The following is a 25221-nucleotide window of genomic DNA, read 5'->3' as shown; positions in this document are numbered from 1 at the left end:
TTGGGCCATGAACATCCACCTCACCAAAAGCCAGATCGGGCTGGACGGCGTTCCCGCGGCCGAGACCGTGCTGAGCCATGTCGACGGCGAGCGCGGCGAGCTGATCATCGCCGGCGAGCATGTCGGCCGCCTCGCCGCTCTCTCGAGCTTTGAGGGCGTCACCGCCCGGCTCTGGAACGGCGCCAGCAAGACCACCCTCACCGAAGCCAATGTGCGGGCGAGCCTCGGCCTTGCGCGCGAGCGCGCCTTCGCGCGGCTGCCGGACCTGCTGCCGGCAACGCGCGGCATGGGCGTTGTCGACGGGTTTCGCGCGGCGGTCGCGGGGCTCCGCGCGGAGAACGGGCTGGAGCACGAGGCGACGATCGTCGGCGCGTTTCCGGTGATCGCAGGCGCGCTGGTCCGGCGCGCCAAGGGGCTCGAGCCGGTCGCGCCGGATCCCAATGTCAGCCATGCTGCCGATACGCTTCGGATGTTGCATGGGCGCGCACCGGCCGCACGCGAAGTCACCGCGCTCGATGCCTATCTCGTCACCGCCAGCGACCACGGCATGAACGCCTCGACCTTCACCGCGCGCGTGGTGGCTTCGACGCAGGCCGATCTGTTTGCCGCGGTGACCGCGGGCTATTGCGCCCTCACCGGCCCGCTGCATGGCGGCGCGCCTGAGCCGGTGCTGGAAATGCTGGACGCGATCGGCTCGCGCGAGCGCATCCAGCCCTGGGTGGATGCGGCGCTGGCCCGCGGCGAGCGGATGATGGGCTTCGGCCACCGCGTCTACCGCGTGCGCGATCCGCGCGCCGATGTGCTCAAGACCGCAGTCGAGGCCCTCGCCTCCAACGGCACCGATTTGCCATTCGCCGGCGAGGTCGAGGCCTACATCCGCGCCGCCTTGCGCAAGAAGAATCCGGAGCGGCCGCTCGAGACCAATGTCGAATTCTTCACCGCGATCCTGCTCGATGCGCTGGCGATCCCGCGGCAGGCGTTCACGCCGATCTTCGCAGTCGCGCGCGCCGCAGGCTGGACCGCGCATGCGTGCGAGCAGCAGCGGACCGGGCGGTTGATCAGGCCGAGCTCGTCGTATGTGGGGGCGATGCCGAAAGTTTGAGAGCGGATGTCTCCGCGAGCCCGGAAAATCGTAGGGTGGGCAAAGGCGCACTTGCGCCGTGCCCACCACCTCTCTCGATGACACAAAATGCGTGGACACGCTTCCGCCGTCGCTCTTCGAGCTATGGCGGACAAGCCGCTTTGCAGTGATTTATCGACAAGAAGCGGGTGGAAATACTGCGCGAAGACTTCGTCACGACGAGTCTTCGCCAAATGTTGCCCTGGGGTTATGGGTCCCTACGTACGCAGGGACGACACCGAGGGTGTGGCGCCGGGGTGCCTGGCACCGACACAGCGCGCGCAAAGGCCCTACGCCTCGCGCACCACCGTCTTCAGATAATTATACGCCTTGATGATCTCGATCAGGCGGTCTTCCGTCGAGCGGTCGCCGCCATTGGCGTCGGGGTGGTGCTGCTTGACCAGCGCCTTGTACTTGGTCTTGACGTCGGCGAGCGTGGAATCGGGGCCGAGGCCCATGACCTGGAGCGCCTTGCGCTCGGCGTTCATCACCTTGCGCGTCTCGGCCTTGGGCTGAGCATCCGGGCCCTTCCGCCAGCCCGCGCGGCCGTTGATCTCGCTGAACATGCTGAACGGGTCGGCCGCCATGTCGATCTCGGCTTCCGCACCCTTCTTGCCGCCATTGGCGCCCATCTTCCAGGTCGGGCGGTGACCGGTCAGCGCATCCTTCTGATAGCGCGCGACGGCATCGGCGTTCATGCCGGAGAAGAAATTGTAGTTCTGGTTGTACTCGCGCACGTGGTTCAGGCAGAAGTGCCAGTACTCACGCTGGTTCTCACGGCCCTTCGGCGCGCGATGCGCGCCCTTGTTCTGGCATCCGGCCCATTCGCAACCGACCGCGGTGTCGCGCGGCTTCACTTCCGGCTGCTTGCCCCGCGGCTTGACGCGGATGGAGTCGAAGAACTTTGATGAATCGATCGGCATGGCTGACTTTGACTACGCAATGCAAAAACCTTCAAGTCTTGACATTGCAATTCGCTGCAAACCCGGCAAATAACGGGTGTGATCTCTGCACCCGAATGGCACAACATGGCTATGCGCGACACTATCAGCAACAAGTTGCAGGAAGCTTTCACGCCGGAAAGCCTGCAAGTTGTCGACGAGTCACATTTGCACGAAGGCCATGCCGGCCATCGGCCCGGCGGTGAGACGCACTTCCGCGTTTATATTGTATCTGATGGCTTCAAAGGGAAGAGCCGGGTCGAGCGCCACCGCATGATAAATTCGGCGCTGGCCGCGGAACTCTCCGGCAGCGTGCACGCGCTGGCAATCCAGGCAAAGGCGCCGGGGGAAAGCTGACTTCGCTTACCCTCCCCCGCCAGGGGAGGGTAAGAAATTCAGAACGACGTCCCTGCCCGTCTCGGCTTGGCTTCTTCCAGCTCCGCCTCGCGCGCTACCGGTGAAATACGGAGCGCGGTGATGCGGTTGCGCTCGCGGCGCAGGACGCGGAAGCGGAAGCCGTGGAACGTAAAACTCTGGCCGCGGTCGGGGATGGAGCGCGCCTCGTGAATGACGAGGCCGGCCACCGTCGTTGCCTCTTCGTCGGGCAGGTGCCAGTCCAGCGCACGGTTGAGATCGCGGATCGGCACCGAGCCGTCGACCACGACGGAGCCGTCGGGCTGGCGCCTTACGCCGGCGACCACCACGTCGTGCTCGTCGGAGATGTCGCCGACGATCTCCTCCAGAATGTCTTCCAGCGTCACGAGGCCTTCAACCTCGCCATACTCGTCGACGACGAGCGCGAAATGGGTCTTGCGGCGACGGAACGCCTTGAGCTGCTGGGATATTGGCCGCATTTCCGGCACGAACCAGGGCGGCAGCATGATGGTGGTGACGTCGATGCGCGAGGTATCACCTTCCGAGACGCGGATGGCCCGCAACAGATCCTTCGCGTGCAGGATGCCGATGATGTTCTCCGACTTGTCGCGCCACAGCGGAATACGGGTGTATTCGGTGGCCAGCACCTCCCGCACCAGTTCTTCCGGCGGCAGGTCGGCATTGATCATCACCATGGCGGTGCGGTGAACCATCACGTCGGACACGGTGAGCTCGCCGAGGCGGAAGACGTTGTGAATGTATTCGGCCTCGCCGCTCTCGATCTTGCCGTGCACCGCGGATTCCTCGACCAGGCCCTCGATCTCGGAATCCGTCAGGATCTCGTGCTGCGAAAACTCCTGGACGCCGATCAGACGCAGGATCGCGCCTGACGCCGTGTTGAGACACCAGCTCAGCGGATAGAACACGAGGTAGGAGGCATAAAGCGGATAGGCGATCCACTGCGACACCGGCATCGGCTCCCTGATTGCAAGCGTCTTCGGCACCTGCTCGCCGATGATGATGTGCAGGGAGGAGAAAACCAGGAACCCCGCCACGAACGAGGTGAAGTGCAGCGTGGCCTCCGATAGTCCGAGCGGCTGCAGGATCGGGCTCAGCAGCGCAGACACGGTCGGCTCGCCGATCCAGCCAAGACCGAGCGAGGCCATGGTGATGCCGAGCTGGCAGCAGGCCAGATAGGATTCGATGTTTCCCATCATGGTCTGCAACAGGCGCGCGCCGAAGCGGTTCTGCTCGACCATTGCCTTGACGCGGAAGCCGCGGCTCTTCACGAGGGCAAATTCGGCTGCCACGTAAAACGCGTTGGCGGCGAGCAGGAGAACCGCAAGCAGCAGATTGATCGAGATCGAACTCATGTTTGCCTCGCGACCGCCTTGATCATCCGCGCCTCATGGCGGGCGGCCGATCCAGACGATGCCGCCATCACTGCGATAATTTCGACTTCAGGAAGTCCCGCACCGGGGCCGGCTCGACATCCTTCGCGATCACCGCGCGCCCGACGGCCTCCAGCAGGATGAAGGTGAGCTTGCCGCGCGTGACCTTCTTGTCCTGCGCCATCAGGGCCATCAGCGCATCGGCATCGGCAAGCCCCTCCTGCGCAAAGCCCGCGATGTCCTGCAGGCGCGTCGGCAGGCCGGCGCCGATCAGATGCCGCTCGACGCGCGACGCATCGGCTTCGCCGATCATGCCGAGCTTGGCCGAGAACTGCGCCGCCAGCGTCATGCCGATGGCAACGCCTTCGCCGTGGAACAGGCGGTCGGAGAACCCGGTCGCAGCCTCCAGCGCGTGGCCGAAGGTGTGGCCGAGATTGAGCAGAGCGCGCTCGCCGGTCTCGCGCTCGTCGCGCGAGACGACGCCCGCCTTGGCGCGGCAGGAGGTCGCGATCGCGTGCTCGCGGGCGGAGCCGCCCTTGAAGATGTCGGAATGGTTCTTCTCCAGCCAGGTGAAGAAGGCCTCGTCACCGAGCACGCCGTATTTGGCGACCTCGGCATAGCCGGCGCGGAACTGCCGCGGCGACAGCGTGTCGAGCACGGCAGTGTCGGCGACCACCAGCACCGGCTGGTGGAACGCGCCGAGCAAATTCTTGCCCTGCGGCGAGTTGATGCCGGTCTTGCCGCCGACGCTGGAATCGACCTGCGCCAGCAGCGAGGTCGGCACCTGCACGAAATCGACACCGCGGCGCAGGATCGCCGCGGCAAAGCCGGCGAGATCGCCGACCACGCCGCCGCCGAGCGCGATGACGAGATCGTTGCGCTCGATCTTCGCGGCGATCAGGGCTTCGCTGACCTTTTCGAGGCCGGCATAGGTCTTGGAGATCTCGCCTTCCTCGACAACAACGCGCGAGGTCGGGATGCCGCTGGCGGCGAGCGAGGCCTCGGTGGGCTCGAGCCAGTGCTTGGCCACCGTGCGATCCGTCACGATCGCGGTACGCACGCCGGGACGCAAGGCGGCGACCCGTTCGCCGAGCGAGGACAGCACCCCGCGGCCGATGACGATGTCATAGGCGCGATTCCCCAGCGCGACCTCGACGTTGACAGGGTCGGAATGTTTCAACGGCGCAGTCATCGTATGGCACTCGCAACGTCGGCAGGTGGTTGGGTGGCTTGCTCGCCACAGAGATGCGCGCGCAGCGCCTCGATGGTCTCCTCGACGATCTTGTCGTGCGGCACGTCGCGCGAGGCGATGGTGAGATCGGCATGGCTGTAGACCGGCTCGCGCTCGGTGAGGAGGCGCGTCACGGTTCCCTCGGGGTCGGCGGTCCGGAGCAGCGGGCGGTCGGCACGGCGCCGCACCCGGCGCATGATGACGTCGTGGTCCGCCTTGAGCCAGATCGAAACCGCCTTCGCCGCAATGCGCGCACGGGTCTCCTCGCGCATGAAGGCGCCTCCGCCGGTCGCCAGCACCACCGGACCGCTGTCCAGCAGCCGCGCGATGACCCGCGCTTCGCCGTCACGGAAATACGGCTCGCCGTGGCGCTCGAAGATCTCCGGGATGCTCATCTGGGCCGAGGTCTCGATCTCGGTGTCGGCATCGACGAAGGGCAGCTTGAGCCTGCTCGCCATGCGGCGGCCGATGGTGGATTTGCCCACCCCCATCATACCGACGAGCACGATCGAGCGCGCCCCGAGCGCCGACAGGATGTCGGCTTCGGGCGAAGCTGGTATCGGCAACGCGGCGTCGGACATGGATATTGCTCTGGATCTCGCTCTGGATCTCGCTCGATCTGCCGCCAAAGGCGGCATGCTTTGGCCACCTATACGACCCCGCAGGGGCCCTCGCCAGAGGACTCTTGCCACGAAACGGCGAACATGTTGGATGATTTCATTGGTTAATTTGCCCGCCGAGACCCTAACCAAGTCCCCGACAGAGACCCCAGAACGATGCCCAGCCTGTTCCGCTTCCTGACGGTCGTCGCCGTGATCGCCGGCATCGTCTATGGCGTGGTCTTCGCACTGGCCAATTTCGTCAGTCCCAAGTCGCGGGAAATGACGGTGACGATCCCGCCGGACAAGTTTCTCAAGAAATAGGAGCTAGCCTCCCGGGCATGCGCAACCCGCCCTCAGATGCCAAGCTCACCGGCCTGTTCCTCGACATGCTCGCGGCGGAACAGGGCGCCGGGCCCAATACGCTCGACGCCTATCGCCGCGACCTCACCGATTTCTCGGAGTTTTTGGGCCGCGTCGGCCACAGCTTTGCCGACGCCGAGACGCAAAATTTGCGCGACTACCTCGCCGATCTCGATGCCCGCGGCTTCAAATCCACCAGCGTCGCGCGCCGGCTGTCGGCGATGCGGCATCTCTATCGCTTCCTGCTGAACGAACGCATCCGAGCTGAGGATCCTGCCGCGATCCTGTCCGGCCCCAAGCGCGGCCGCGGCCTGCCGAAGGTGCTGTCGATCGCCGATGTCGACCGCATGCTCCGCCGCGCCAAGGAATTGAGCGAGGCGCAGGATGCCTCGCCGTCGAAGCGGCTGCGCGCCTTGCGGCTGTATTGTCTGCTCGAGGTGCTCTACGCCACCGGCCTGCGCGTCTCCGAGCTGGTGGCGCTGCCGCGCTCGGCGGCCAAGCGCGATGCCCGCATGATCGTGGTGCGCGGCAAGGGCAACAAGGAGCGCCTGGTGCCGCTCAACGAGGCCTCTCGCCAGGCGATGGCGGATTATCTCGCCGCGACGGAAGCTGCGAAGACGGAGAAGAAAAAAGACAGCCTCGCCGCCTCCAAGTGGCTGTTCCCCTCGTTCGGCGAGAGCGGACATCTGACGCGCCAGCATTTCGCCCGCGACCTCAAGGAGCTCGCGGTCGCCTCGGGGCTTCAGGCGCGGCTGGTCTCCCCGCACGTGCTGCGCCACGCCTTTGCCAGCCACCTCCTGCACAATGGTGCCGATTTGCGCATCGTGCAGACCCTGCTCGGCCACACCGACATCTCGACGACGCAGATCTACACCCATGTGGTGGAGGAGCGGCTGAAGAGCCTGGTGCGCGACCTGCACCCGCTGGCGGAGAAGTAGTTGTCGCCGTAGCCCGGATGGAGCGCAGCGAAATCCGGGGTTCTCGCCCCGCGGACAGACCTTCCCGGATTGCGCTTCGCTCCATCCGGGCTACGGGCACCCCATGAAACCGCCTTGACTTCGGCCACATCTCCGCAGAAAGAGCCGGGGCCTTTCGACTGATTTGGCTCCCGGCCAGGAGCGCACAAGCCAACTCGTTGAAGACGCTACACTTCTCTCCGCGGCCCCGACCTCGCTTCGCCTCTTCGCCCCGTCCCCCTATACTGAGTTGATGCAAGACCAGATGCGCAGCTATCTCGACTTCGAAAAGCCCGTCGCCGAGCTCGACTCCAAGGTCGACGAGCTCAGGACGCTGGCGGCCTCCGGCACCGACATCTCCGATGAGATCGGGCGGATCGAGGACAAGGCGGCGCAGGCGCTCGCCGACCTCTATCAGAACCTGACGCCGTGGCAGAAGACGCTGGTCGCGCGGCATCCGCAGCGGCCGCATTTCAACGATTTCATCAAGGGTCTGATCACCGAATTCACCCCGCTCGCCGGCGACCGCAAGTTCGGCGAGGACGAGGCGCTGGTCGCCGGCTTCGGCCGTTTCCGCGGCGAAGCGATTTGCGTGATGGGCCAGGAAAAGGGCGATTCCACCGAGAGCCGCATCAAGCACAATTTCGGCATGGCGCGCCCCGAAGGCTATCGCAAATGCGTGCGGCTGATGGAGATGGCCGAGCGGTTCGGCCTGCCGGTGCTGTCGCTCGCCGATTCCGCCGGCGCCTATCCCGGCATCGGCGCCGAGGAGCGGGGACAAGCCGAAGCGATCGCGCGCTCGACCGATGCCTGCATGGCGCTGACGGTACCAAACGTCGCCATCATCACTGGCGAGGGCATGTCGGGCGGCGCCATTGCGATTACCACCGCCAACAAGGTGCTGATGCTGGAGCACGCGATCTACAGCGTGATCTCGCCGGAAGCGGCGTCCTCGATCCTCTGGCGCGACGGCACCAAGGCCCAGGAAGCCGCCAACAACATGAAGATCACCGCCCAGGACATGCTCCGCTTCGGGGTGATCGACAGCATCCTGAAGGAGCCGGTCGGCGGCGCCCACCGCGACCCCGCCGCCATGATCGCCACCACCGGCGATGCCATCGCCAAGGCCTTCGACGAGCTCCGGGGCCTGGATGGGGACGCCATCCGCAAGCAGCGCCGGCAGAAATTCCTCGATATCGGCCGGAAACTGGGCTGATTCGGGCCGATTCCGGTGCCGTAGGGGCGGTGTGCTCCCTCTCCCGCTTGCGGGGGAGGGTTGGGGTGGGGGTATCTCCACGGGCGACACTCCCAATGCGGCGCGAGCCCCCTCCCGGCCTCCCCCGCAAGCGGGGGAGGTGAAGACCCCCCGGTAACCGCCCGTTAACCCTTTTTTTGCCCAAATCAGCGATCTGAGTCCCAGTCGGGCCGAAAGGCCCAAGTTCCGTCCCAACTCGCGTCCATTCAGTCTTCGTTGACCATGCCGATGGGCCAACGGGCTCGTGATCCCCGCTCGGGTTGCGACCACATGACCCAGAGGTTAGAATTTTAATCAATGGCTTCAGGGCATAAGCGCTGGGGCGTGAGCTGAAAAAGCCCGTCACGACGGGTCCGGTTCTCCGGTCGGATCATGCTCCATCAGAATTGGGGTTCGCGCTCTCTGCCCGGCACGGTGTGGGGTCCATCTTGATTTCTCGTTCGCTTGCTCGCGCGCTCTTGGCTTCGGTTGCGCTGATGACGGCCAGTGTTCTGCTGGCCGGCTGCGATACCGACCAGGTCTCGCTCGCGACCAATGCCAAGGCCAACCAGCCGGTGCCGCCAAAGCTTCTCGCCGCGATGGTCGAGAAGGACATGGACCTGCAATCGCCGATCCTGGTCCGCCTGTTCAAGCAAGAGGCCGAGCTCGAGGTCTGGAAGCAGGCCCGCAACGGCCAGTTCGCGCTGCTCAAGACCTATCCGATCTGCCGCTGGTCGGGCGACTTAGGTCCGAAGGTGCGCGAAGGCGACCGCCAGGCGCCGGAGGGATTCTACTCGATCAACCCGAGCCAGATGAATCCGCAATCGGCCTATTACCTGTCGTTCAACACCGGCTATCCGAACGCGTTCGACAAGGCGTTGGGCCGCACCGGCTCGCAGCTGATGGTGCATGGCGACTGTTCTTCGCGCGGCTGTTACGCGATGACCGACGAGCAGATCGCGGAGATCTATTCGCTCGGCCGCGAATCCTTCTTCGGCGGCCAGAAGGCGTTCCAGCTGCAGGCCTATCCGTTCAAGATGACGCCGGTGAACATGGCCAAGCACCGGAACAATCCGAACATGCCGTTCTGGAAGATGATCAAGGAAGGCTATGATCATTTCGAGGTGACGCGGCAGGAGCCGAAGGTCGATTTCTGCGAGAAGAAGTACGTCTTCGACGCGGCGAAGCCCGCGGACGCAAAGCGCGATCCGGTGTTCGACGCCTCGGCAAAGTGCCCGGCCTATGTGATTCCCGAGGACGTCGTCGCCGCCGTGCGGGGCAAGCAAGCCAAGGACGAGGCGGAATACGCGAGGCTGGTCGCCAAGGGCACGCCGGTGGCGCGCATGAACACCGGCATCGACGGCGGCATGAACAAGATTTTTGCCGCAAAAATTCCGGAAGGCTCGACCGGCCTGTCCGAAGGCGCCGAAGGCACCACGCTGCAGATGCTGGCGATGGCCAAGGCGCCGGGCACGATCCCCGGCCACGTCAATCCGCCCAAGCCGAACCTCGACAGCGTGGCGTCCGCGCCCGCGCCGCAGGAAGAGCCGGTCGTCGCCGTCAGCGCACCCGCGACCGGCGCCCGCGTCGCCACGGCCGCGCCGGCTGAAAAGTCCGGCGGCTTCTTCTCCAATCTCGGCCGCAAGATGGGCATGGGCTCATCCGACACCACCGCGACCACCCCGCCGCCGCAAGCCACCGCATCCGTGGCCCCGGCCACCACGACGCCGCCGACCGCAGCGTCGCGGCTCAAGGCCGCCGTGACCCGCTTCGTGCCGGGGCATGACAAGTCCAAGGATGCAGCGAAGGACGCGCCGAAGCCGGCTGCGACCGTGGCGACCAAGCCTGCCGAACCGGCAAAGCAGCCCGACACCCGCCTCGCCGCAACGCGTCCGGCGCTGAAGCCGTCAGTGGCGGATGGTACGAGTGAAGCGACGCAGATCATGGGCGCCGCGCCGGTGATCTCGTCGAACTCGTTCGACAGCCGCTTCGGGGCTGTGAAGTAGGGCGACTTTCGCTCCCTCTCACTTTCAGCCGTCATCGCCCGCGAAGGCGGGCGATCCAGTATTCCAGAGGCGTTGGTGATTGAACCGAGAAGCCGCGGCGTACTGGATGCCCCGGTCAAGCCGGGGCATGACAGCGAAATTGGCGCGAGAGCATCGACCCTCCGCTGCGCAACGTCCTACGGCGCCAGATACCGCATCAGCTCCGGATTGCCCCGCACCGCGCCCGCCTCTCCCTGCAGCGCGACGCGGCCGCGGTCGAGCACGTAGGCGTAGTCGGCGACGCGCAAGGCGAGGTCGAGGTGCTGCTCGACGATGATGACGGCGATTGTCTTGGCGAGCTCGATCAGGCGCTCGGTGATCTCCTCGATGACGCCGATCCAGACGCCTTCGGTCGGCTCGTCCAGCAGCAGCAGCTTTGGGTCGCCCAGCATGGCGCGGCCGATCGCCAGCATCTTGCGTTCGCCGCCGGAGAGCGTGCCGGCGGGCTGGTCGAGGCGCTGGCCGAGCTTCGGGAAGATGGTCAGCACTTGGTCGACCGCGTCAGCCTTCTTGCTGGCGAGCGAGCCGACGGCGAGATTGTCGCGCACCGACAGGCGCGCGAACACCGAATGCTCCTGCGGCACGTAGCCGATGCCGGCGCGGACACGCTCCTGGGTGGCGCGGCGGCTGATGTCGCGGCCGTCGAAGGCGACCTCGCCCTTCCACGCCGGCAATTCGCCGACGATGGTCTTCATCAGCGTGGTCTTGCCGGCGCCGTTGCGCCCGAGCACGGCGACGCCGCCGCGCCAGGGAATGCCGAGGGTGACGTCGAACAGCACCTGGCTGCGGCCATAGCCGGCGTCGAGATGTCTAATGTCCAAAAATTCAGGCACGGCGCAGATAAATCTCCTGAACGGCGTTGTTGGCCTGGATCTCGGACACCGTGCCTGACGCCAGCACCTTGCCCTGGTCGAGCACGGTGAGGCGATCGCAGATGTCGCGGATGAAATCGAGGTCGTGCTCGACGATGACGAGCGAGCAATGCTGCTTGATCGGCTGCAGCAATTCGCCGGTGACGCGGCGCTCCTCCAGGCTCATGCCGCCGGTCGGCTCGTCGAGCAGCAGCAGTTTCGGCCTGCCGGCGAGCGCCATCGCTATCTCCAGCCATTGCTGCTGGCCGTGCGACAGCGCCGCTGCGGCCTCGAAGGCGCGATTCGCGAGGCGAAACTGCGTCAGCATGGTCATGACCTGATCGTGCAGCGCGCCTCTCGTGCGCGAGAACACGAGGTCAACCAGCGAGGACTGCGCCTGCAGCGCGAGCAGGATGTTGTCGTACAGCGTCAGTGACGGCAGCACGGATGTGATCTGGAATTTCAGGCTCATGCCGGCGCGGGCGCGCTCGGTCGGCGTGAAGGCGGTGATGTCGGTGTTGACGAACGAGACCTTGCCTTGCGTCGGCACCTCGGCGCCGGCGATGCACTTCATCAGCGTGCTCTTGCCGGAGCCGTTCGGGCCGATCAGGCCGTGGAATTCGTTGGCACCGACGGTGAGCGCGGCGCCGTCGAGCGCGGTGAGCTTGCCGAAGATTTTTGTGATGCCGGCGGCTTCAAGGAGCATCGCGATTCTCCTTGACGTTCTCCTTGAGGTTTTCTTTGGCCCTGGCGCCGAAGCTACCGACCCGCTCGCGCTCGCCGAGGACGAAACTGATCAGGCCGAGAGGGCGGAACAGGATGACGAGCAGCAGCAACAAGCCCAGAATGATCGGCCAGATGTCGCGATAATTGTCCGAGAGCCAGAAGCTGACGCCCTCGACGATGACGGCCCCGATGACGGCGCCGATCAGCGTGCCGGAGCCACCGAACAGCACATAGAGCACCACCTGCGTCGAGACGACGACGCCGACCATGTTGGGCCAGACAAAGCCTTCGTGGAAGGCATAGAGGCTGCCGGCAAGCCCGGCGACGCCGCCACCGATGGTGAAGATGATCGCCTTCAGGTGCTGCGCCTTGTAGCCGAAGAAGGCGATGCGCTGCTCGTTCTCGCGCAGGCCGGCGAGCGCGAGGCCGAACTGCGAGCGCACAAGGAAGCGGCAGAGCAGGTAGACCACGACGAGAATGCCGAGGACGAGATAATAGAACGCCGGCCCCTCCGTGAACTCGTAAGTCCCGAGCGACATCGGCGCGATCGAGGGAATGCCGTTCTGGCCGCCGAGATAATACCAGCCGCGCGCCAGGCGATCGGCGGCGTAGGAGCCGGTCAGCGTACCGAGCGAAACGAAGATCACGCTGGAGGGATGCCGCCCGAGCAGCAGGAAGCCGCCGAGCAGCAGCGCGAAGGTAAGGCCGATCAGCGTGCCCGCGGGCAGCACCAGGAAGATGTTGGTGATATCAAGGTCGCGCGCGAGCAGCGCCACGCCGTAACCGGCCGAGCCGAAGAACAGGGCCTGGCCGAAGCTCATGATGCCGGCGTAGCCCCAGACCAGGTCGAACGACAGCGCGAACAGCGCGAGGATGATCACGCGCGTTGCGAACACCGTGAGATAGTCCTGCAGCACCAGCGGCGCGAGCAGCGCCGCGACCAGCACGACGCCCTCGACGATCGGCAGGATTTTTCGCGCCGACGATCGTTCCGACGTCCCGCCGCTATCCATGGCGACGTCCGCCTCCCCGCCGATCTCGGCGGGGATCGCCTGTTTCACTGCGCCCATCGACTTCAGCATTCCAAATCAGCATTCCTTGGGATCGACGAGGCCGTTGCTGCGCCCGACGATCTCGTAGTTTCCGCCCTTGGCGACCGCGGTGTACATCTTCATCTTGCAGTGGCGCTTGCCCGGCACCATCTCGGCAGGTCCTCCGGGGCCTTCGGCGATCTTGGCATGGTCGAGCGCGGCGGCGACCGATTCGCGGTCGATCTTGCCGGCCTCCTTCACCGCGGCTTCCCACAGCTTGAGGCCGCGATAGGTGCCGGTGGCGGCGCTGCCGGCGGCGAACAGGAAGTTGCCGGGGAAATCCTTCTCGTAGGCCGCCTGGATTTTGGCGTCGAACGGGTTCTCCTTGGTCAGCACCTTGAAATAGTCGAGGCAGCTGGCGAGTCCCTCGATCTCCGCGGCCTGATTGATGTTGAGCGTGTTTTCGTCATAGTAGACGCAGGCGAGCCGCCCGCCGTTCTTGAGGAAGCCCGCTTCATAGAGCTGCTTGAAGAACGGGCCGACGCCAGGCGGAATGACGGTGTTGAAGACCACGTCGACCTTGTTGGAGATGATGCGGTTGACGGTCGCGGAGAAGTCGACCTGGTCGAGCGGGTAGTATTCCTCGAACACGACCTCGCCGCCGTTCGCCTCGATCACCTTGCGGGCATAGACGTTGAGCGTGTGCGGCCAGACATAATTGGCGCTCGGCAGCGCGAACTTCTTGCCGCCGTTCTTGATCAGCCAGGGGATGAATTCGTCGCATTGCTGCGCCGGCGTCGGGCCGGTGCAGAACAGATAGGGCGTGCACTCCTTGCCCTCGTAGAGCTGCGGATAGATGTAGAGCGTCTTGCCGCGCGCCACGATCGGGTCCTTGATCGCGTTGCGCATCGAGGAGGTGATGCCGCCAAGGACCATGTCGACCTTGTCGCGCTGGATCAGCTTGCGGACATTGCCGACGGCGACGGATTCGTTGGAGGCGGTGTCCTCGATGTAGAGCTCGAGCGGACGGCCGAGCAGACCGCCGGCGGCGTTGATCTCCTTGATCACCATTTTCGCGACGTTGGCGTCGGCGTTGCCGGCATAGGCGATCGGGCCGGTGAGATCGGTCGCGATGCCGACCTTGATCGGAGCCTCTGCGGCATTGGCCCAGTCGGCCGGGATCACCCAGCTTCCGACCCCGGTTGCGACCGCGCCGGAAGCGAAGGCGAAATTGGAGAGGAAGCGGCGGCGTGAGAGCTGAGTGCGATCGAACATGACTAAACCCCTTTTCCAGCGATGAGGCCCTGCGGGCGGAATTTGATGAAGACAATGGCGAGCACGAAGACGAGCACGTCGGCGACGACGGGCGCCATCACCCAGGGCAGCGCGGCGCTGAGCGTGCCGATGACACCGGCGCCCGCGACCGGCCCGATGAAGGAGCCGACGCCGCCGACCATGACCGCGACGAAACCCTGGATCAGGAAACGCAGGCCGAGATCGGCGTAGAGGCTGAACACCGGGACGATCAGGGCACCGGCAAGGCCGGCGAGCGCGGAGCCGAACGCGAAGGTGGCGCCGTACATCAGGGGCGTGGAAATGCCCGAGGCCCGCGCCAGCGATGGATTCTCCAGCGTGGCGCGCATGCGCAGACCAAAGTTGGTGCGGGACAGCAGCAGATAGCAGCCGGCCATCACCAGCAGCGTGATGACGATGATGGTGAAGCGCCAGGCCGAGATGTGCATGGCGCCGATGTCGATCGAGCCGCCGATCGGCTCGGGCACAGTGAGATAAAAGCCGCCGATCAGCCCGCGCACGGATTCGCGGATGATCAGGCCGAGCGCGTAGGTGCCGAGCATGGCGACGATCGGCGCGGCGTAGAATCTGCGGATGATCAGCGCCTCCAGCACGAAGCCGAGCGCGCCGACGACGAAGGGCGCTGCGACCATGCCGGCCCAGATCGGCAGGCCCTTGGCGTAGGCGAGATAGGTGATGTAGGCCCCGAGCAGGACGAACTCGCCCTGCGCGAAGTTGAAGATGCCCATCATGCTGGCGATGATCCCGAGCCCCAGCACGATCAGAACGATGATCGCGCCAAAGCTCAGGATCTCGAACGCTGCGACGAACGCGTTAGCCATAGGGTGGTCTTCCGTCCGTCTGCATCAATGCCCGCTCACATCTTCTTCCAGTCGCCGATCTGCTCGAAGGCGTGGGCGGCGCGGTAGATGGTGGATTCCTCGAACATCCGGCCGACCAGCATCAGGCCGACCGGCAGGCCGTCGACCATGCCGCAGGGCAGCGACATCGCGGGATGATGGGTGATGTCGAACGGCGCGGTGTTGGAGATCATCTCCAGGGCGCGGGCAACGTATTCCTCGCGGCTGGCATTGGGCTCCGGCAGCTTGGTCGCCTTCATCGGCGTGGTCGGCATCAGCAGCAGATCGTAATCGCCGAACGCCTTGTCGTAGGCCGCGGTCAGCCGGCGCGAGATGTTGAGCGCCTTGCCGTAGAAGCGTGGACCGAAATTGTTGTTGATGTAGGTGCCGAGCATCATGAACAATTTCGTGGTCTCGGACAGCGAGTCGGCCTGGCGGCGCCAGCCGCGGTGGAAATCCATCAGCGAGGTCGAATAGAGATCGCCGCGGGACAGGCCATAGCCGTCGCCGAACATCATGGTCTGGGTCAGGCCTTCGGTGCCGATCGGCGTCCAGATCGCGCCGCCCAGCAGATGCATCGGGATCGACACCGTCTCGACGGTGGCGCCGAGATCCTTGAAGCGTTTCGCCGCCTCGCGCACGCTATCATTCACCGCGGCCTCGGCCGTCGGCTGTTCAAAGCCTTCCTTGACGATGCCGATTTTCATGCCCTTGACGCCCTGGCCGAGCGCCTTGGTGTATTCCTCGACCTTCGGCGACTTGATGCGCGGATCGTAGCCGTCGTCGCCGGCGAGCACTTCGAGCAGCAGCGCATTGTCGGCGACCGTCGCCGTCATCGGCCCGGTATGGTCGACATAGATCTCGATCGGCATGATCCCGGTGTAGGGCACGAGGCCCCAGGTCGGCTTCATGCCGTAGATGCCGCAGAACGAGGACGGCATGCGGATCGAGCCGCCCTGATCGCCGCCGATCGCCATGTCGACCTCGCCGAGCGCGACCACGACGCCCGAGCCCGACGACGACCCGCCGGCCGAGTAGCCCATCTTGTGCGGATTATGCACCGGCCCGTAGGAACCGGTGTGGCTGCCGCCAGACAGGCAGAAGTGCTCGCAATGCACCTTGCCGGCGATCTCGGCGCCGGCATCCAGCATGCGCGTGACGATGGTGGCGTCGAAATCGGGCACATAGCCTTCCAGCGTCGACGAGCCGTTCGTCATGGGAACGCCGGCCAGCATGATGTTGTCTTTCAGCGCGACGGTCTTGCCCTTGAGCTTGCCGCTGGCGGCGCCCTTCACGGTCGACTTGCGATACCAGGCATTGCGCGGGTTCTCTTCAGCCGAGGGCCGATAGCCCGGCGTGCGCGGATATTTCACCTCGGGCAGTTCGTCCGGCATCGCGGCGACGAGATTGTAGGCCTCGATCGAGCCCTGCATCAGGCCACGGAACGAGGTGACGTCGTCGTCGGTGAGCGAAAGGCCGCATTGCTCGGCGACACTGCGAAGTTGGGCGGGGGTGGGAAGGACAACTGTCACGGCGCTCTCCTCTGAGGCTTCTTGATCCCTGGCGTTGGACGGAGTCTCGCGGTCGCGCTTGCACAAGCGCGGCCCGTTCGGCTTCGCGTCGATATTACAGACGGAAATATTTTCCTTTTCAAGTATTATTTCGCACAGCCGCTGCGACGTATCAACAGCCGCCCTTCAAAGCGTCTTGATGATCTTGAAGTCGAGACCGTCGGCTTCAGCGAGGTACATCGGCATCTCGGCGCGCCCGTCGCGAAGAACCACGGGACCGCGGCCCGCCGAGTAAACTGTGTTGCGTGCGGCCTTCAGCAGCGGACGAAAGGCCAGCGAGCCGGCACGGTTGGCCACCGACTCCAGGAACCGCAGCCCTTCATAGTTCGACTGGCCGACCGAGCCGACCGGCGGCGCGTGCGGGCCGAACATGGCCTGGTAGCCGCTGAGGAACTCGTCATTGGCGCGCGAGGCCATGCAGTTGAAATAGCCGGAGGCGCAGAACAAATTCTCGGTGTTGTCGGCGCCGATGCCGAGCAGCACGGTCTCGTCCATCGCGCCGGCAAGTCGCAGCGTCGAGGTCGCAAGGCCGGCTTCCGCGAAGGCGCGGTTGAAGGTGATGCTGTCGGTGCCGATCAGCGAGATCAGCACGACATCGGGCTTGGCTGCGCGGATGCGCGCCAGATGCGGCTCGTGATTGTCCTCGCCGACCGGGACGAACTCCTCGCCGACGACCTGACCGCCGGCCTCTTTGATGTAGCGCTTCACCGCGCGATGCGACTGCCAGGGCCAGACATAGTCGCTGCCGATCAGGTACCAGCGCGCCGCCTTCTTGACGTCGGCGAGCCAGTGGATCGAGGGGCGGCTCTGCCAGCGCGGCGTCTCGCCGATCGCCATCACGCCCGGCGTGCGCTCGCCGCCTTCATAGACGGGAGTGTAGATGTAGGGGATACGGTTGCCGGTGACCTTGCGCAGGGCAACACGGACGGCGCTGATATGCGAGCCCATGATCAGGTCGACCTCGTCGAAGGCGATCGCCTGCTCGGCGCGCCGCACGACGTCTTCGATCGGGCCACCGGAATCGTAGATCGAGAGCTCGAGCTCGCGCCCCAATATGCCGCCGCGCTTGTTGATCTCGGCGACCGCCAGCATGGCGCTGTTGGTGGAAGTCGGGCCCCAGATTCCGGGCGAGCCGGTGAAGGTGAGGAAATTGCCGATGCGCAGCTTGTTGCGGGCGCCGCGGCGTTTCATGACGTGGATGTCAAATGGCGACAGGTCGAAATCCGCTGCCGCGGACGACAGATTCCTGAACAGCAAAGACGGTGGCAACGCCGGACCGCCATGAGCCGGGAAGTTTACCGTCGCGCGCACGCCAACTCCTGTCTGGCACCAGACCTGAAAGCACATTGAGCAGGCGGCCGCGGCTTCCGCCCTTTTGTTGTGCAATGATCCTATTTTGAAAATATTGAATATTCAAGAATTGAAGTGCATATAGATGCAGCATTGATTGCAAGACATTCACTCAATTGGGTCAAGACGAAGTCTTAGCCGTGGCAAAACCGTCGAAAGAAAACACCCCGATCACCGAACACCTCGCTTACCTGCTCGCGCAAGCTAACCGGGAGATCAACCGGCAGCTCGAACTGCGGTTGAGCAAGGAAGGCGTGCCGGTCGAGCAGTGGCGCATCCTCAAGGTGCTGTCGGATGGCAACGGCCATTCGATGGGCGAGCTTGCAGGCGCCGTGCTGCTCAACCATCCGACGCTGACCAAGATGATTGACCGCATGGTCTCCGACACGCTGGTCTATCGCGTGCAGGACCCGGGCGACCGCCGCAAGGTGCTGATGTTCATCTCCGACCGCGGCAAGGTGCTGTGCAAGAAGCTCAACTCGCTCGCGGTCGACCAGGAGGAGCATATCCTGGAGAGCTACGGCGACAAATCGACGAGCGAATTGAAGCGGCTGCTGGAGAGCTTGATCGATAGTTCGAATTAGACCTCGTGAATTGGAGCGTGGGCGTCTTGCGGAGCCGACACACTCGTCTGCCATTCAACGCATGGAGAGGACCTCCATGAAAAGCACGCGCGCTGGTCACGCCGGCTTGGTGGCGCTCACAGAGCGCACCCGGGCTTTATCCAATTCTCAAGGCTCGCCCTTGAGTCCAGGCGGAATGAGCAGGCGCCGCATGATTGCATCATCGCCAGCACGAGAGGCGATAGCGTTGGCCGTTCCATGTCGTCCAGCCCACGGACTTGTTGCTGACCGGTTTGGCTAGATACCATTTATTGCCATCGGCATGGTTGAAGTATACGCCGCCCTGCGTTCCGCTGCGTGGATTTGTTAACTTCACCCATCGCGAGCCATTATCTGAGAAGTTGCCTGCCCAGCGCGCTCCCGAGCTGCTGGTGCAAGTGCCGCCGCTGCAGCTTGTCTGACTGTCATCAACGGCGGCCCATTTCATCCGGGCCGGCCGGCCGTCTATGTTGCACGACCATGTTCCGCCCCACCATCCGCCCACTTGGCTCGCAGGGGCGGAACCGCAAGCGTAGAAACTCAGGGCAAGAACGCAAAAGGTGGTTGGCAGCGCGCGTTTGAACATTGTCTGGCTCCCAATTTTCGGGCCGCGTATTGTGATTCAATCAAAACACGGATCGAGCTCGGTAGAGGTGATCCAGATCACAATGAGCAGTGGCAAAAGATTGGATGGTCTACCCGCAGGTGTTCTCCGAGACACGGTGCCGCGCTTTGACCATCGGCTTTCGGGCTTCAGCTGCGCGGCCAGGGGAGCGAGTGGCCGCCGACAATCTGCAGCAACAGCACTCGGAAGTGATCACAGGAACAGGCGCCGCAGGTCACGCGCATGCAACAGAGCGATGCTTCTCGCCTGTTCGCTCAGCATCGGCGCCGGTTGCCAGGTGGCCAAAGCGTGCTCAGCCGCGCGTGACGGATGCCAGACCGCCTGACAAATGTAAGCCAGCCATCCTCGATGGCGTGCGCCTACCATTCGTGGTGCACCCTAAAGATCAGCAGGCACCATATGGATCGGAAGCATTTCAACCCCTCGCGAACTCGTAGGCCAATACAGCACCGCGAGTTCGCTGGGTATTGAGATCGATCAAGCATACCGCCCGTGGCAGTGCTTGTACTTCTTGCCTGAGCCGCAGGGGCAGTCCTCGTTGCGGCCGACCTTGCCCCAGCTTGCCGGGTTCTTCGGATCGCGCAGCGCGGCGTCGGAGGTCTGGGCTCCGAGCGTGACGCTGGCGAGCGCCATTTCGTCCTCGCCGGTGTTCGGGTCGAACTTGTGCGCTTCCATCGGCGGCAGCACGGGCGCTTCCTGCTCGGGCGGGACGATCTCGACCCGCATCAGCTGCGCCGTGACCGCCTCGCGCAAGTGAGCGCTCATCTCCTGGAAGAGATTGAAGGCTTCGGTCTTGTACTCCTGCAGGGGATCGCGCTGGCCATAACCGCGCAGGCCGATGACCTGGCGCAGATGGTCGAGCATGATCAGATGCTCGCGCCAGAGATGGTCGAGCGTCTGGAGCAGGATGGTCTTCTCGACGTAACGCATCACGTCGGGACCCCATTGCGCCACCTTGGCCGCCATGTGCTCGTCGGCCTTGGTCTCGATGCGCGTGAGCAGCTCCTCGTCGGCGATGCCCTCTTCCTTGGCCCAGTCGTCGACCGGCAGGTCGAGATCGAGCACGCGCTTCAATTCGTCCTTCAGGCCGGCGACGTCCCACTGCTCGGCATAGGCATGCTCGGGCACGTGCTTGGCGACGAGGTCGTCGATGAAGGCGTGGCGCATGTCGGTGACGGTCTCGGCGACGCTCTCGTCCTTCATCAGGTCGACGCGCTGGTCGAAGATCACCTTGCGCTGGTCGTTCTGGACGTTGTCGAACTTCAAGAGGTTCTTGCGGATGTCGAAGTTGCGCGCCTCGACCTTCTGCTGCGCCTTCTCCAGCGCCTTGTTGATCCAGGGATGGATGATGGCCTCGCCCTCTTGCAGGCCGAGACGCTGGAGCATGCTGTCGAGGCGATCCGAGCCGAAGATGCGCATCAGATCGTCTTCCAGCGACAGGAAGAATTTCGAGCGGCCGGGATCGCCCTGACGGCCGGAACGGCCGCGCAGCTGGTTGTCGATACGGCGGGATTCGTGGCGCTCGGAGCCCATGATGTAGAGGCCGCCGGGCTTGGTCACGGTCTTGGCCGGCTTGTTGCCCTTCGCCGGTTCGATCTCGACGGTCTCTTCCGCCTTCAGCACGATCTCGCGGAAGCGCTCGACGTCGGCCTTGATCTGCTCGATCTTCCTGGCCTTCTCGGCCTCGTCCTCGATGCCCGCGGTCTCCTTCGGGATGCGCATCTCGAGCGAGCCGCCGAGCTTGATGTCGGTACCACGGCCGGCCATGTTGGTCGCGATCGTGATCGCGCCGGGCACGCCGGCTTCCGCAACGATATAGGCTTCCTGCTCGTGGAAGCGCGCATTCAGCACCGCGAACAGTTTCGCCGGCTTGCCGGCGCGCGCGGCAGCGTAAAGCTTGTCGAGCGCGTTCTCCTTGCCGAAATCGATCTGCTTGTAGCCGTTCTGCTTCAGAAACTCGGCCAGCACTTCCGACTTTTCGATCGACGCCGTGCCGACCAGCACCGGCTGGAGCCGCGAATTGGCCCGCTCGATCTCGGCGAGGATGGCCGCGTATTTTTCCTTGTGGGTGCGATAAACCTCGTCGTCCTCGTCGAGGCGGCCGATCGGCACGTTGGTCGGGATCTCCACGACTTCAAGCTTGTAGATGTCAAAGAGCTCGTCGGCTTCGGTCAACGCCGTGCCGGTCATGCCGGCGAGCTTCTCGTACATCCGGAAATAGTTCTGGAACGTGATCGAGGCCAGGGTCTGGTTTTCCGGCTGAACCTGCACGTGCTCCTTGGCTTCCAGCGCCTGGTGCAGACCTTCGGAATAGCGGCGGCCCTGCATCATGCGTCCGGTGAACTCGTCGATGATGACGACCTCGTCGTCGCGGACGATGTAGTCCTTGTCGCGCGTGAACAGCGTGTGCGCGCGCAGCGCCTGGTTGATGTGGTGCACGACGGAGACGTTCTCGACGTCGTAGAGCGACTCGCCCTTGAGCTGGCCGGCATCGCGCAGCAGGGTCTCGATCTTCTCCATGCCGGCTTCGGTCAGCGTCACCGTGCGCTGCTTCTCGTCGACCTCGTAGTCGGTCTTGTCGAGCTTGGGCAGGAAGCCGTCGATGGTGTTGTAGAAATCGGAGCGGTCGTCGAGCGGACCGGAGATGATCAGCGGCGTGCGCGCTTCGTCGATCAGGATGGAATCGACCTCGTCGACGATGGCGAAGAAGTGCGGGCGCTGGACCATGTCCTCGAGCCGGTACTTCATGTTGTCGCGCAGATAGTCGAAGCCGTATTCGTTGTTGGTGCCGTAGGTGATGTCGCAGGCATAGGCCGCCTTGCGCTCGGCATCGTCGAGGCCGTGCACGATCACGCCGGTCGTCATGCCCAGGAAGCCGTAGATCTGGCCCATCCAGCCGGAGTCGCGGCGGGCGAGGTAATCGTTGACGGTGACGACGTGGACGCCCTTGCCGGCGAGCGCGTTGAGGTAGACCGCGAGGGTCGCGACCAGCGTCTTGCCTTCGCCGGTCTTCATCTCGGCGATGTCGCCCTCGTGCAGCACCATGCCGCCGATCAGCTGGACGTCGAAATGGCGCTGACCGAGCGTGCGCTTGGCGGCCTCGCGCACGGTGGCGAAGGCAGGGACCAGCAGGTCGTCCAGCGTCTTGCCCTCGGCGAGCTGTTTCTTGAAGTCGGCGGTGCGGGCCTTGAGCGCCTCGTCGGAGAGCTTCGAGACCTCTCCTTCCAGCGCGTTGATCGCGTTGACGCGGGACTGATATCCCTTCACCCGCCGGTCGTTGGCGGAGCCGAAAAACTTGCGGGCGAGCGCGCCGATCATGCCTGGTTCCTGTGTTCGCGATTCAACCGCGTTGGCCTAAGAAGTTGTCACCCGCCTGCCTATCAACTCACCGTGACGCCTCGTGGCGTCAGAGCCCGGACTGCGGGGGTCATCCGCCATATGGGTGGGAATTGGGCAAGTCTGGGTTCAACGGCCAAAAACGCAGCAAAATAAACGCCATCGCCATGGTCGCGACCGGGCAGAGATATGGCCCGGTCAGGGCCTTGTCAACGGCGGGCGCATTGCGGCTAATTCATCATTTTGACAGACTTTTCGCGTTGCCAAGCCCCCCTGTATTGGGCGAGTGTCCGCCCCGCTCGAGCAGCCCCCTGCTTCAACATAAGGATTTTCCATGACCACCTCGTTCCCGGTAACCACCGGCCAGCGTTTCCGCAGTGCGTCCGCCCTGGCTGGCAGCCTCGCTCTGGCGCTGTCCCTGGCGTTCGCAGGCCCGCTCCGGGCCGCCGACGATCCGGTGCTGGCGAAGGTCAATGGCGCGGAAATCAAGAAGAGCGACGTCGCCATGGCCGAGGAGGAGCTCGGGCCGAGCCTCGCCCAGATGGACCCGGCGACCAAGGACGAGAACGTCCTGTCCTTCCTGATCGACATGAAAATCGTCAGCAAGGCTGCCGAGGACAAGAAGGTTGCCGATAGCGAGGAATTCAAGAAGCGCCTGGCATTCGCCCGCAACCGGCTTCTGATGGACAGCCTGCTCGCAGGCGAGGGCAAGGCCGCCACCACCCCCGACGCCATGAAGAAGGTCTATGAAGAGGCCTCCAAGCAGATCACCGGCGAGCAGGAAGTGCGCGCCCGCCATATCCTGGTCGAGACCGAGGACGAGGCCAAGGCGGTGAAGGCCGAGCTCGACAAGGGCGCCGATTTCGCCGAGCTGGCCAAGAAGAAGTCCAAGGATCCGGGCTCGGCCGACGGCGGCGATCTCGGCTTCTTCACCAAGGAGCAGATGGTACCGGAATTCTCGGCGATCGCCTTCGCGCTCGAACCCGGCAAGATCTCCGACCCCGTCAAGTCGCAGTTCGGCTGGCACGTCATCAAGGTCGAGGAAAAGCGCAACCGCAAGGCGCCGGACTTCGAGCAGGTCAAGGCCCAGATCGAGCAGTACGTCACCCGCAAGGCCCAGGCCGACTACGTCGCCAAGCTGCGCGCCGAAGCCAAGGTCGAACGGCTGGACCAGCCGGCGGCGGACGCCAAGCCGGCGGATGCGGCGAAGCCCTCCGACAGCAAGATGGCGCCCCCTGCGAAGAAGTAAGAATTCGCTGTCACTTCGGTGACGTGAAGAGTATCTAAGCCTTTGTGATGCCCGGCCCCAAGCGCGAAGCGCGTCTTCGCACAGAGGGGCCGGGCATCTGCATATTCAGATCCCACCAAGGCGCCCCGCGATGTCCTCCTCCGTCTCCCCGCTCGCCCCGAAAACAGTTCCCGACATGCCCACCATTGCGGGCATCCGTCTCGCGACGGCCGAAGCCGGCATCCGCTACAAGAACCGAACCGACGTGTTGCTGGCGGTGATGGACAAGGGCACCGCCGTGGCCGGCGTCTTCACCAAGTCGAAATGCCCCTCCGCGCCGGTGGAATGGTGCCGCGGCAAGCTGAAGGGCGGCAAGGCACGCGCGCTGGTCGTCAATTCCGGCAATGCCAATGCCTTCACCGGCAAGACCGGCCGGGCCTCCACGGCGCTGACCGCCAAGATCGCGGCCAAAGCGGTCGGATGCAGCGAGGGCGAAATCTTCCTGGCCTCGACCGGCGTGATCGGCGAGCCGCTGGACGCGACCAAGTTCGACGGCGTGCTGGGCCGACTGGCTGAAGCCGCCGAGCCCGGCGACTACCTCGCTGCGGCCAAGGCGATCATGACCACCGACACCTTCCCGAAGGTCGCGACCGCGACCGTCAAGCTCGGCAAGGCCAAGGTCACCATCAACGGCATGGCCAAGGGCGCCGGCATGATCGCGCCCGACATGGCGACGATGCTGTCCTTCATCTTCACCGACGCACCGATCGCGCCCGCGGCCTTGCAGGCGCTGCTCAAGAGCGGCGTCGAGGACACCTTCAACGCGGTGACGATCGACGGCGACACCTCGACCTCGGACACGCTGCTGGCCTTCGCCACCGGCGCTGCCGCCGGGCACGGCGCACCGAAGATCAGCCGCGCCAGCGATCCGCGCCTGAAGACCTTCGTCAAGGCGTTCAACCAGGTGCTCGCCAACCTCGCCGAGCAGGTCGCCCGCGACGGCGAAGGCGCGCGCAAGCTGGTCGAGATCACCGTCGAGGGCGCCAAGACCAAGGCCTCCGCGCGCAAGATCGCGATGTCGATCGCCAACTCGCCGCTGGTCAAGACCGCGATCGCCGGCGAGGACGCCAATTGGGGCCGCGTCGTGATGGCAGTCGGCAAGGCCGGCGAGCCGGCCGATCGCGACAAGCTCTCGATTTCCTTCAACGGCATCCGCGTCGCCAAGAGCGGCGCGCGCGATCCTGACTATGACGAGGCACAGGTCTCGGAAGCGATGAAGGCGCCGGAGATCGCGATCAAGGTCTCGCTCGGCCTCGGCAAGGGCCGCGACCGCGTCCTGACCTGCGACCTCACCAAGGAATATGTCGCGATCAACGGCGATTACAGGTCGTAGGGCTCACGACACCTTCTTCGTCATCCTGAGGTGCGAGGGATGGGGCGCGGAGCGCCCCATCGGGAGCCTCGAAGGATGCAGGGCCACCGCTACAGCCGCG

22 protein-coding genes are annotated in these 25221 nt (G+C 64.6%); 9 read left to right on the top strand and 13 right to left on the bottom strand.

The window, feature by feature from the left end; genetic code table 11:
* Positions 1–7 precede the first annotated feature (7 nt).
* Positions 8–1102: a citrate synthase/methylcitrate synthase gene (locus GGD66_RS14540; RefSeq protein ID WP_183258183.1), complete on the top strand. Its 1095-nt coding sequence runs from the start codon at positions 8–10 to the stop codon at positions 1100–1102.
* Positions 1103–1410: 308 nt separating this feature from the next.
* Here the strand turns inward: GGD66_RS14540 and GGD66_RS14535 are convergent, their stop codons facing one another.
* Entirely contained in the window at positions 1411–2043 is a 633-nt protein-coding gene (locus GGD66_RS14535) for a J domain-containing protein (protein ID WP_018320576.1), read from the bottom strand.
* 105 nt (positions 2044–2148) lie between these two features.
* Here GGD66_RS14535 and GGD66_RS14530 point away from each other — a divergent pair, with 105 nt between their 5' ends.
* On the top strand, positions 2149–2418 hold the full coding sequence (locus GGD66_RS14530; RefSeq protein WP_092261312.1) for a BolA family transcriptional regulator: 270 nt from the start codon (positions 2149–2151) through the stop codon (positions 2416–2418).
* A 38-nt stretch (positions 2419–2456) separates the two neighbouring features.
* On the opposite strand, the gene GGD66_RS14525 is transcribed toward GGD66_RS14530, so the two are convergent.
* The 3 genes from GGD66_RS14525 to GGD66_RS14515 form a co-directional block, all read right to left on the bottom strand.
* Entirely contained in the window at positions 2457–3809 is a 1353-nt protein-coding gene (locus GGD66_RS14525; protein WP_018320574.1) for a hemolysin family protein, read from the bottom strand.
* A 67-nt stretch (positions 3810–3876) separates the two neighbouring features.
* Positions 3877–5019, bottom strand: a complete 1143-nt coding sequence (aroB, locus tag GGD66_RS14520) for a 3-dehydroquinate synthase (protein WP_183258182.1) — start codon at positions 5017–5019, stop codon at positions 3877–3879.
* On the bottom strand, positions 5016–5639 hold the full coding sequence (locus tag GGD66_RS14515) for a shikimate kinase (RefSeq protein ID WP_018320572.1): 624 nt from the start codon (positions 5637–5639) through the stop codon (positions 5016–5018). The genes aroB and GGD66_RS14515 overlap by 4 nt, the downstream gene beginning before the upstream one ends.
* 195 nt (positions 5640–5834) lie before the next feature.
* On the opposite strand from GGD66_RS14515, the gene GGD66_RS14510 reads away from it, so the two are divergent.
* From GGD66_RS14510 to GGD66_RS14495, 4 genes are all read left to right on the top strand, one after another.
* Positions 5835–5981 (top strand): hypothetical protein, encoded by a 147-nt coding sequence (locus GGD66_RS14510; RefSeq protein ID WP_014439243.1) that lies wholly within the window; start codon positions 5835–5837, stop codon positions 5979–5981.
* A 17-nt stretch (positions 5982–5998) separates the two neighbouring features.
* Positions 5999–6958 (top strand): site-specific tyrosine recombinase XerD, encoded by a 960-nt coding sequence (gene xerD / locus GGD66_RS14505; RefSeq protein WP_183258181.1) that lies wholly within the window; start codon positions 5999–6001, stop codon positions 6956–6958.
* A gap of 271 nt (positions 6959–7229) precedes the next feature.
* Positions 7230–8192 carry an acetyl-CoA carboxylase carboxyltransferase subunit alpha gene (locus GGD66_RS14500; protein ID WP_018320570.1) on the top strand — a complete coding sequence of 321 codons (963 nt, stop codon included), beginning with the start codon at positions 7230–7232 and terminating at the stop codon, positions 8190–8192.
* Between the two features lie 515 nt (positions 8193–8707).
* Positions 8708–10216 carry a murein L,D-transpeptidase family protein gene (locus GGD66_RS14495; protein ID WP_183258180.1) on the top strand — a complete coding sequence of 503 codons (1509 nt, stop codon included), beginning with the start codon at positions 8708–8710 and terminating at the stop codon, positions 10214–10216.
* Positions 10217–10392: 176 nt separating this feature from the next.
* Here GGD66_RS14495 and GGD66_RS14490 read toward each other — a convergent pair whose 3' ends face one another.
* The 7 genes from GGD66_RS14490 to GGD66_RS14460 form a co-directional block, all read right to left on the bottom strand.
* A complete protein-coding gene (locus GGD66_RS14490; RefSeq protein WP_183237833.1) occupies positions 10393–11088 on the bottom strand; it encodes an ABC transporter ATP-binding protein in 696 nt (231 codons plus the stop codon).
* Positions 11081–11812 carry an ABC transporter ATP-binding protein gene (locus GGD66_RS14485; protein ID WP_179732179.1) on the bottom strand — a complete coding sequence of 244 codons (732 nt, stop codon included), beginning with the start codon at positions 11810–11812 and terminating at the stop codon, positions 11081–11083. Before GGD66_RS14485 ends, GGD66_RS14490 begins: the two co-directional genes overlap by 8 nt.
* The gene (locus GGD66_RS14480; protein WP_183258179.1) at positions 11802–12914 is read right to left on the bottom strand and encodes a branched-chain amino acid ABC transporter permease; all 1113 of its coding nucleotides are present in this window, start codon (positions 12912–12914) and stop codon (positions 11802–11804) included. Before GGD66_RS14480 ends, GGD66_RS14485 begins: the two co-directional genes overlap by 11 nt.
* 6 nt (positions 12915–12920) lie before the next feature.
* On the bottom strand, positions 12921–14138 hold the full coding sequence (locus tag GGD66_RS14475) for a substrate-binding protein (RefSeq protein ID WP_092261322.1): 1218 nt from the start codon (positions 14136–14138) through the stop codon (positions 12921–12923).
* Between the two features lie 2 nt (positions 14139–14140).
* The gene (locus tag GGD66_RS14470) at positions 14141–14998 is read right to left on the bottom strand and encodes a branched-chain amino acid ABC transporter permease (protein WP_028141883.1); all 858 of its coding nucleotides are present in this window, start codon (positions 14996–14998) and stop codon (positions 14141–14143) included.
* A gap of 35 nt (positions 14999–15033) precedes the next feature.
* Complete coding sequence (locus GGD66_RS14465; protein WP_183258178.1) at positions 15034–16548, bottom strand: amidase; 1515 nt, start codon at positions 16546–16548, stop codon at positions 15034–15036.
* Positions 16549–16713: 165 nt separating this feature from the next.
* Entirely contained in the window at positions 16714–17898 is a 1185-nt protein-coding gene (locus tag GGD66_RS14460) for a substrate-binding domain-containing protein (protein ID WP_026202380.1), read from the bottom strand.
* Positions 17899–18077: 179 nt separating this feature from the next.
* On the opposite strand from GGD66_RS14460, the gene GGD66_RS14455 reads away from it, so the two are divergent.
* Positions 18078–18521: a MarR family winged helix-turn-helix transcriptional regulator gene (locus GGD66_RS14455; RefSeq protein WP_018320557.1), complete on the top strand. Its 444-nt coding sequence runs from the start codon at positions 18078–18080 to the stop codon at positions 18519–18521.
* Between the two features lie 199 nt (positions 18522–18720).
* Here GGD66_RS14455 and GGD66_RS42415 read toward each other — a convergent pair whose 3' ends face one another.
* Entirely contained in the window at positions 18721–19125 is a 405-nt protein-coding gene (locus GGD66_RS42415) for a DUF6006 family protein (RefSeq protein ID WP_409362371.1), read from the bottom strand.
* Positions 19126–19641: 516 nt separating this feature from the next.
* A complete protein-coding gene (gene secA, locus GGD66_RS14450; protein ID WP_183258177.1) occupies positions 19642–22482 on the bottom strand; it encodes a preprotein translocase subunit SecA in 2841 nt (946 codons plus the stop codon).
* Positions 22483–22834: 352 nt separating this feature from the next.
* On the opposite strand from secA, the gene GGD66_RS14445 reads away from it, so the two are divergent.
* Both GGD66_RS14445 and argJ read left to right on the top strand, forming a co-directional pair.
* Positions 22835–23749: a peptidylprolyl isomerase gene (locus GGD66_RS14445; protein WP_092261324.1), complete on the top strand. Its 915-nt coding sequence runs from the start codon at positions 22835–22837 to the stop codon at positions 23747–23749.
* Between the two features lie 130 nt (positions 23750–23879).
* A complete protein-coding gene (argJ, locus tag GGD66_RS14440; RefSeq protein WP_183258176.1) occupies positions 23880–25121 on the top strand; it encodes a bifunctional glutamate N-acetyltransferase/amino-acid acetyltransferase ArgJ in 1242 nt (413 codons plus the stop codon).
* The last annotated feature ends 100 nt before the right edge of the window (positions 25122–25221 follow it).

The organism is Bradyrhizobium sp. CIR48 (assembly GCF_014198315.1).
Taxonomy (GTDB): domain Bacteria; phylum Pseudomonadota; class Alphaproteobacteria; order Rhizobiales; family Xanthobacteraceae; genus Bradyrhizobium.
Note: the sequence above shows the minus strand (reverse complement) of the source record. Positions and strands in the feature narration are given on the sequence as shown.

Bases quoted from the DNA above. Each gene is read 5' to 3' on its own strand.
- aroB (WP_183258182.1), bottom strand. From the start codon at position 5,019: ATGACTGCGCCGTTGAAACATTCCGACCCTGTCAACGTCGAGGTCGCG.
- GGD66_RS14495 (WP_183258180.1), top strand. From the start codon at position 8,708: ATGACGGCCAGTGTTCTGCTGGCCGGCTGCGATACCGACCAGGTCTCG.
- GGD66_RS14445 (WP_092261324.1), top strand. From the start codon at position 22,835: ATGACCACCTCGTTCCCGGTAACCACCGGCCAGCGTTTCCGCAGTGCG.
- GGD66_RS14530 (WP_092261312.1), top strand. From the start codon at position 2,149: ATGGCTATGCGCGACACTATCAGCAACAAGTTGCAGGAAGCTTTCACG.
- argJ (WP_183258176.1), top strand. From the start codon at position 23,880: ATGTCCTCCTCCGTCTCCCCGCTCGCCCCGAAAACAGTTCCCGACATG.
- GGD66_RS14525 (WP_018320574.1), bottom strand. From the start codon at position 3,809: ATGAGTTCGATCTCGATCAATCTGCTGCTTGCGGTTCTCCTGCTCGCC.
- GGD66_RS14485 (WP_179732179.1), bottom strand. From the start codon at position 11,812: ATGCTCCTTGAAGCCGCCGGCATCACAAAAATCTTCGGCAAGCTCACC.
- xerD (WP_183258181.1), top strand. From the start codon at position 5,999: ATGCGCAACCCGCCCTCAGATGCCAAGCTCACCGGCCTGTTCCTCGAC.
- GGD66_RS14475 (WP_092261322.1), bottom strand. From the start codon at position 14,138: ATGTTCGATCGCACTCAGCTCTCACGCCGCCGCTTCCTCTCCAATTTC.
- GGD66_RS14515 (WP_018320572.1), bottom strand. From the start codon at position 5,639: ATGTCCGACGCCGCGTTGCCGATACCAGCTTCGCCCGAAGCCGACATC.
- GGD66_RS14480 (WP_183258179.1), bottom strand. From the start codon at position 12,914: ATGCTGAAGTCGATGGGCGCAGTGAAACAGGCGATCCCCGCCGAGATC.
- GGD66_RS14470 (WP_028141883.1), bottom strand. From the start codon at position 14,998: ATGGCTAACGCGTTCGTCGCAGCGTTCGAGATCCTGAGCTTTGGCGCG.
- GGD66_RS14535 (WP_018320576.1), bottom strand. From the start codon at position 2,043: ATGCCGATCGATTCATCAAAGTTCTTCGACTCCATCCGCGTCAAGCCG.
- GGD66_RS42415 (WP_409362371.1), bottom strand. From the start codon at position 19,125: ATGTTCAAACGCGCGCTGCCAACCACCTTTTGCGTTCTTGCCCTGAGT.
- secA (WP_183258177.1), bottom strand. From the start codon at position 22,482: ATGATCGGCGCGCTCGCCCGCAAGTTTTTCGGCTCCGCCAACGACCGG.
- GGD66_RS14500 (WP_018320570.1), top strand. From the start codon at position 7,230: ATGCAAGACCAGATGCGCAGCTATCTCGACTTCGAAAAGCCCGTCGCC.
- GGD66_RS14540 (WP_183258183.1), top strand. From the start codon at position 8: ATGAACATCCACCTCACCAAAAGCCAGATCGGGCTGGACGGCGTTCCC.
- GGD66_RS14510 (WP_014439243.1), top strand. From the start codon at position 5,835: ATGCCCAGCCTGTTCCGCTTCCTGACGGTCGTCGCCGTGATCGCCGGC.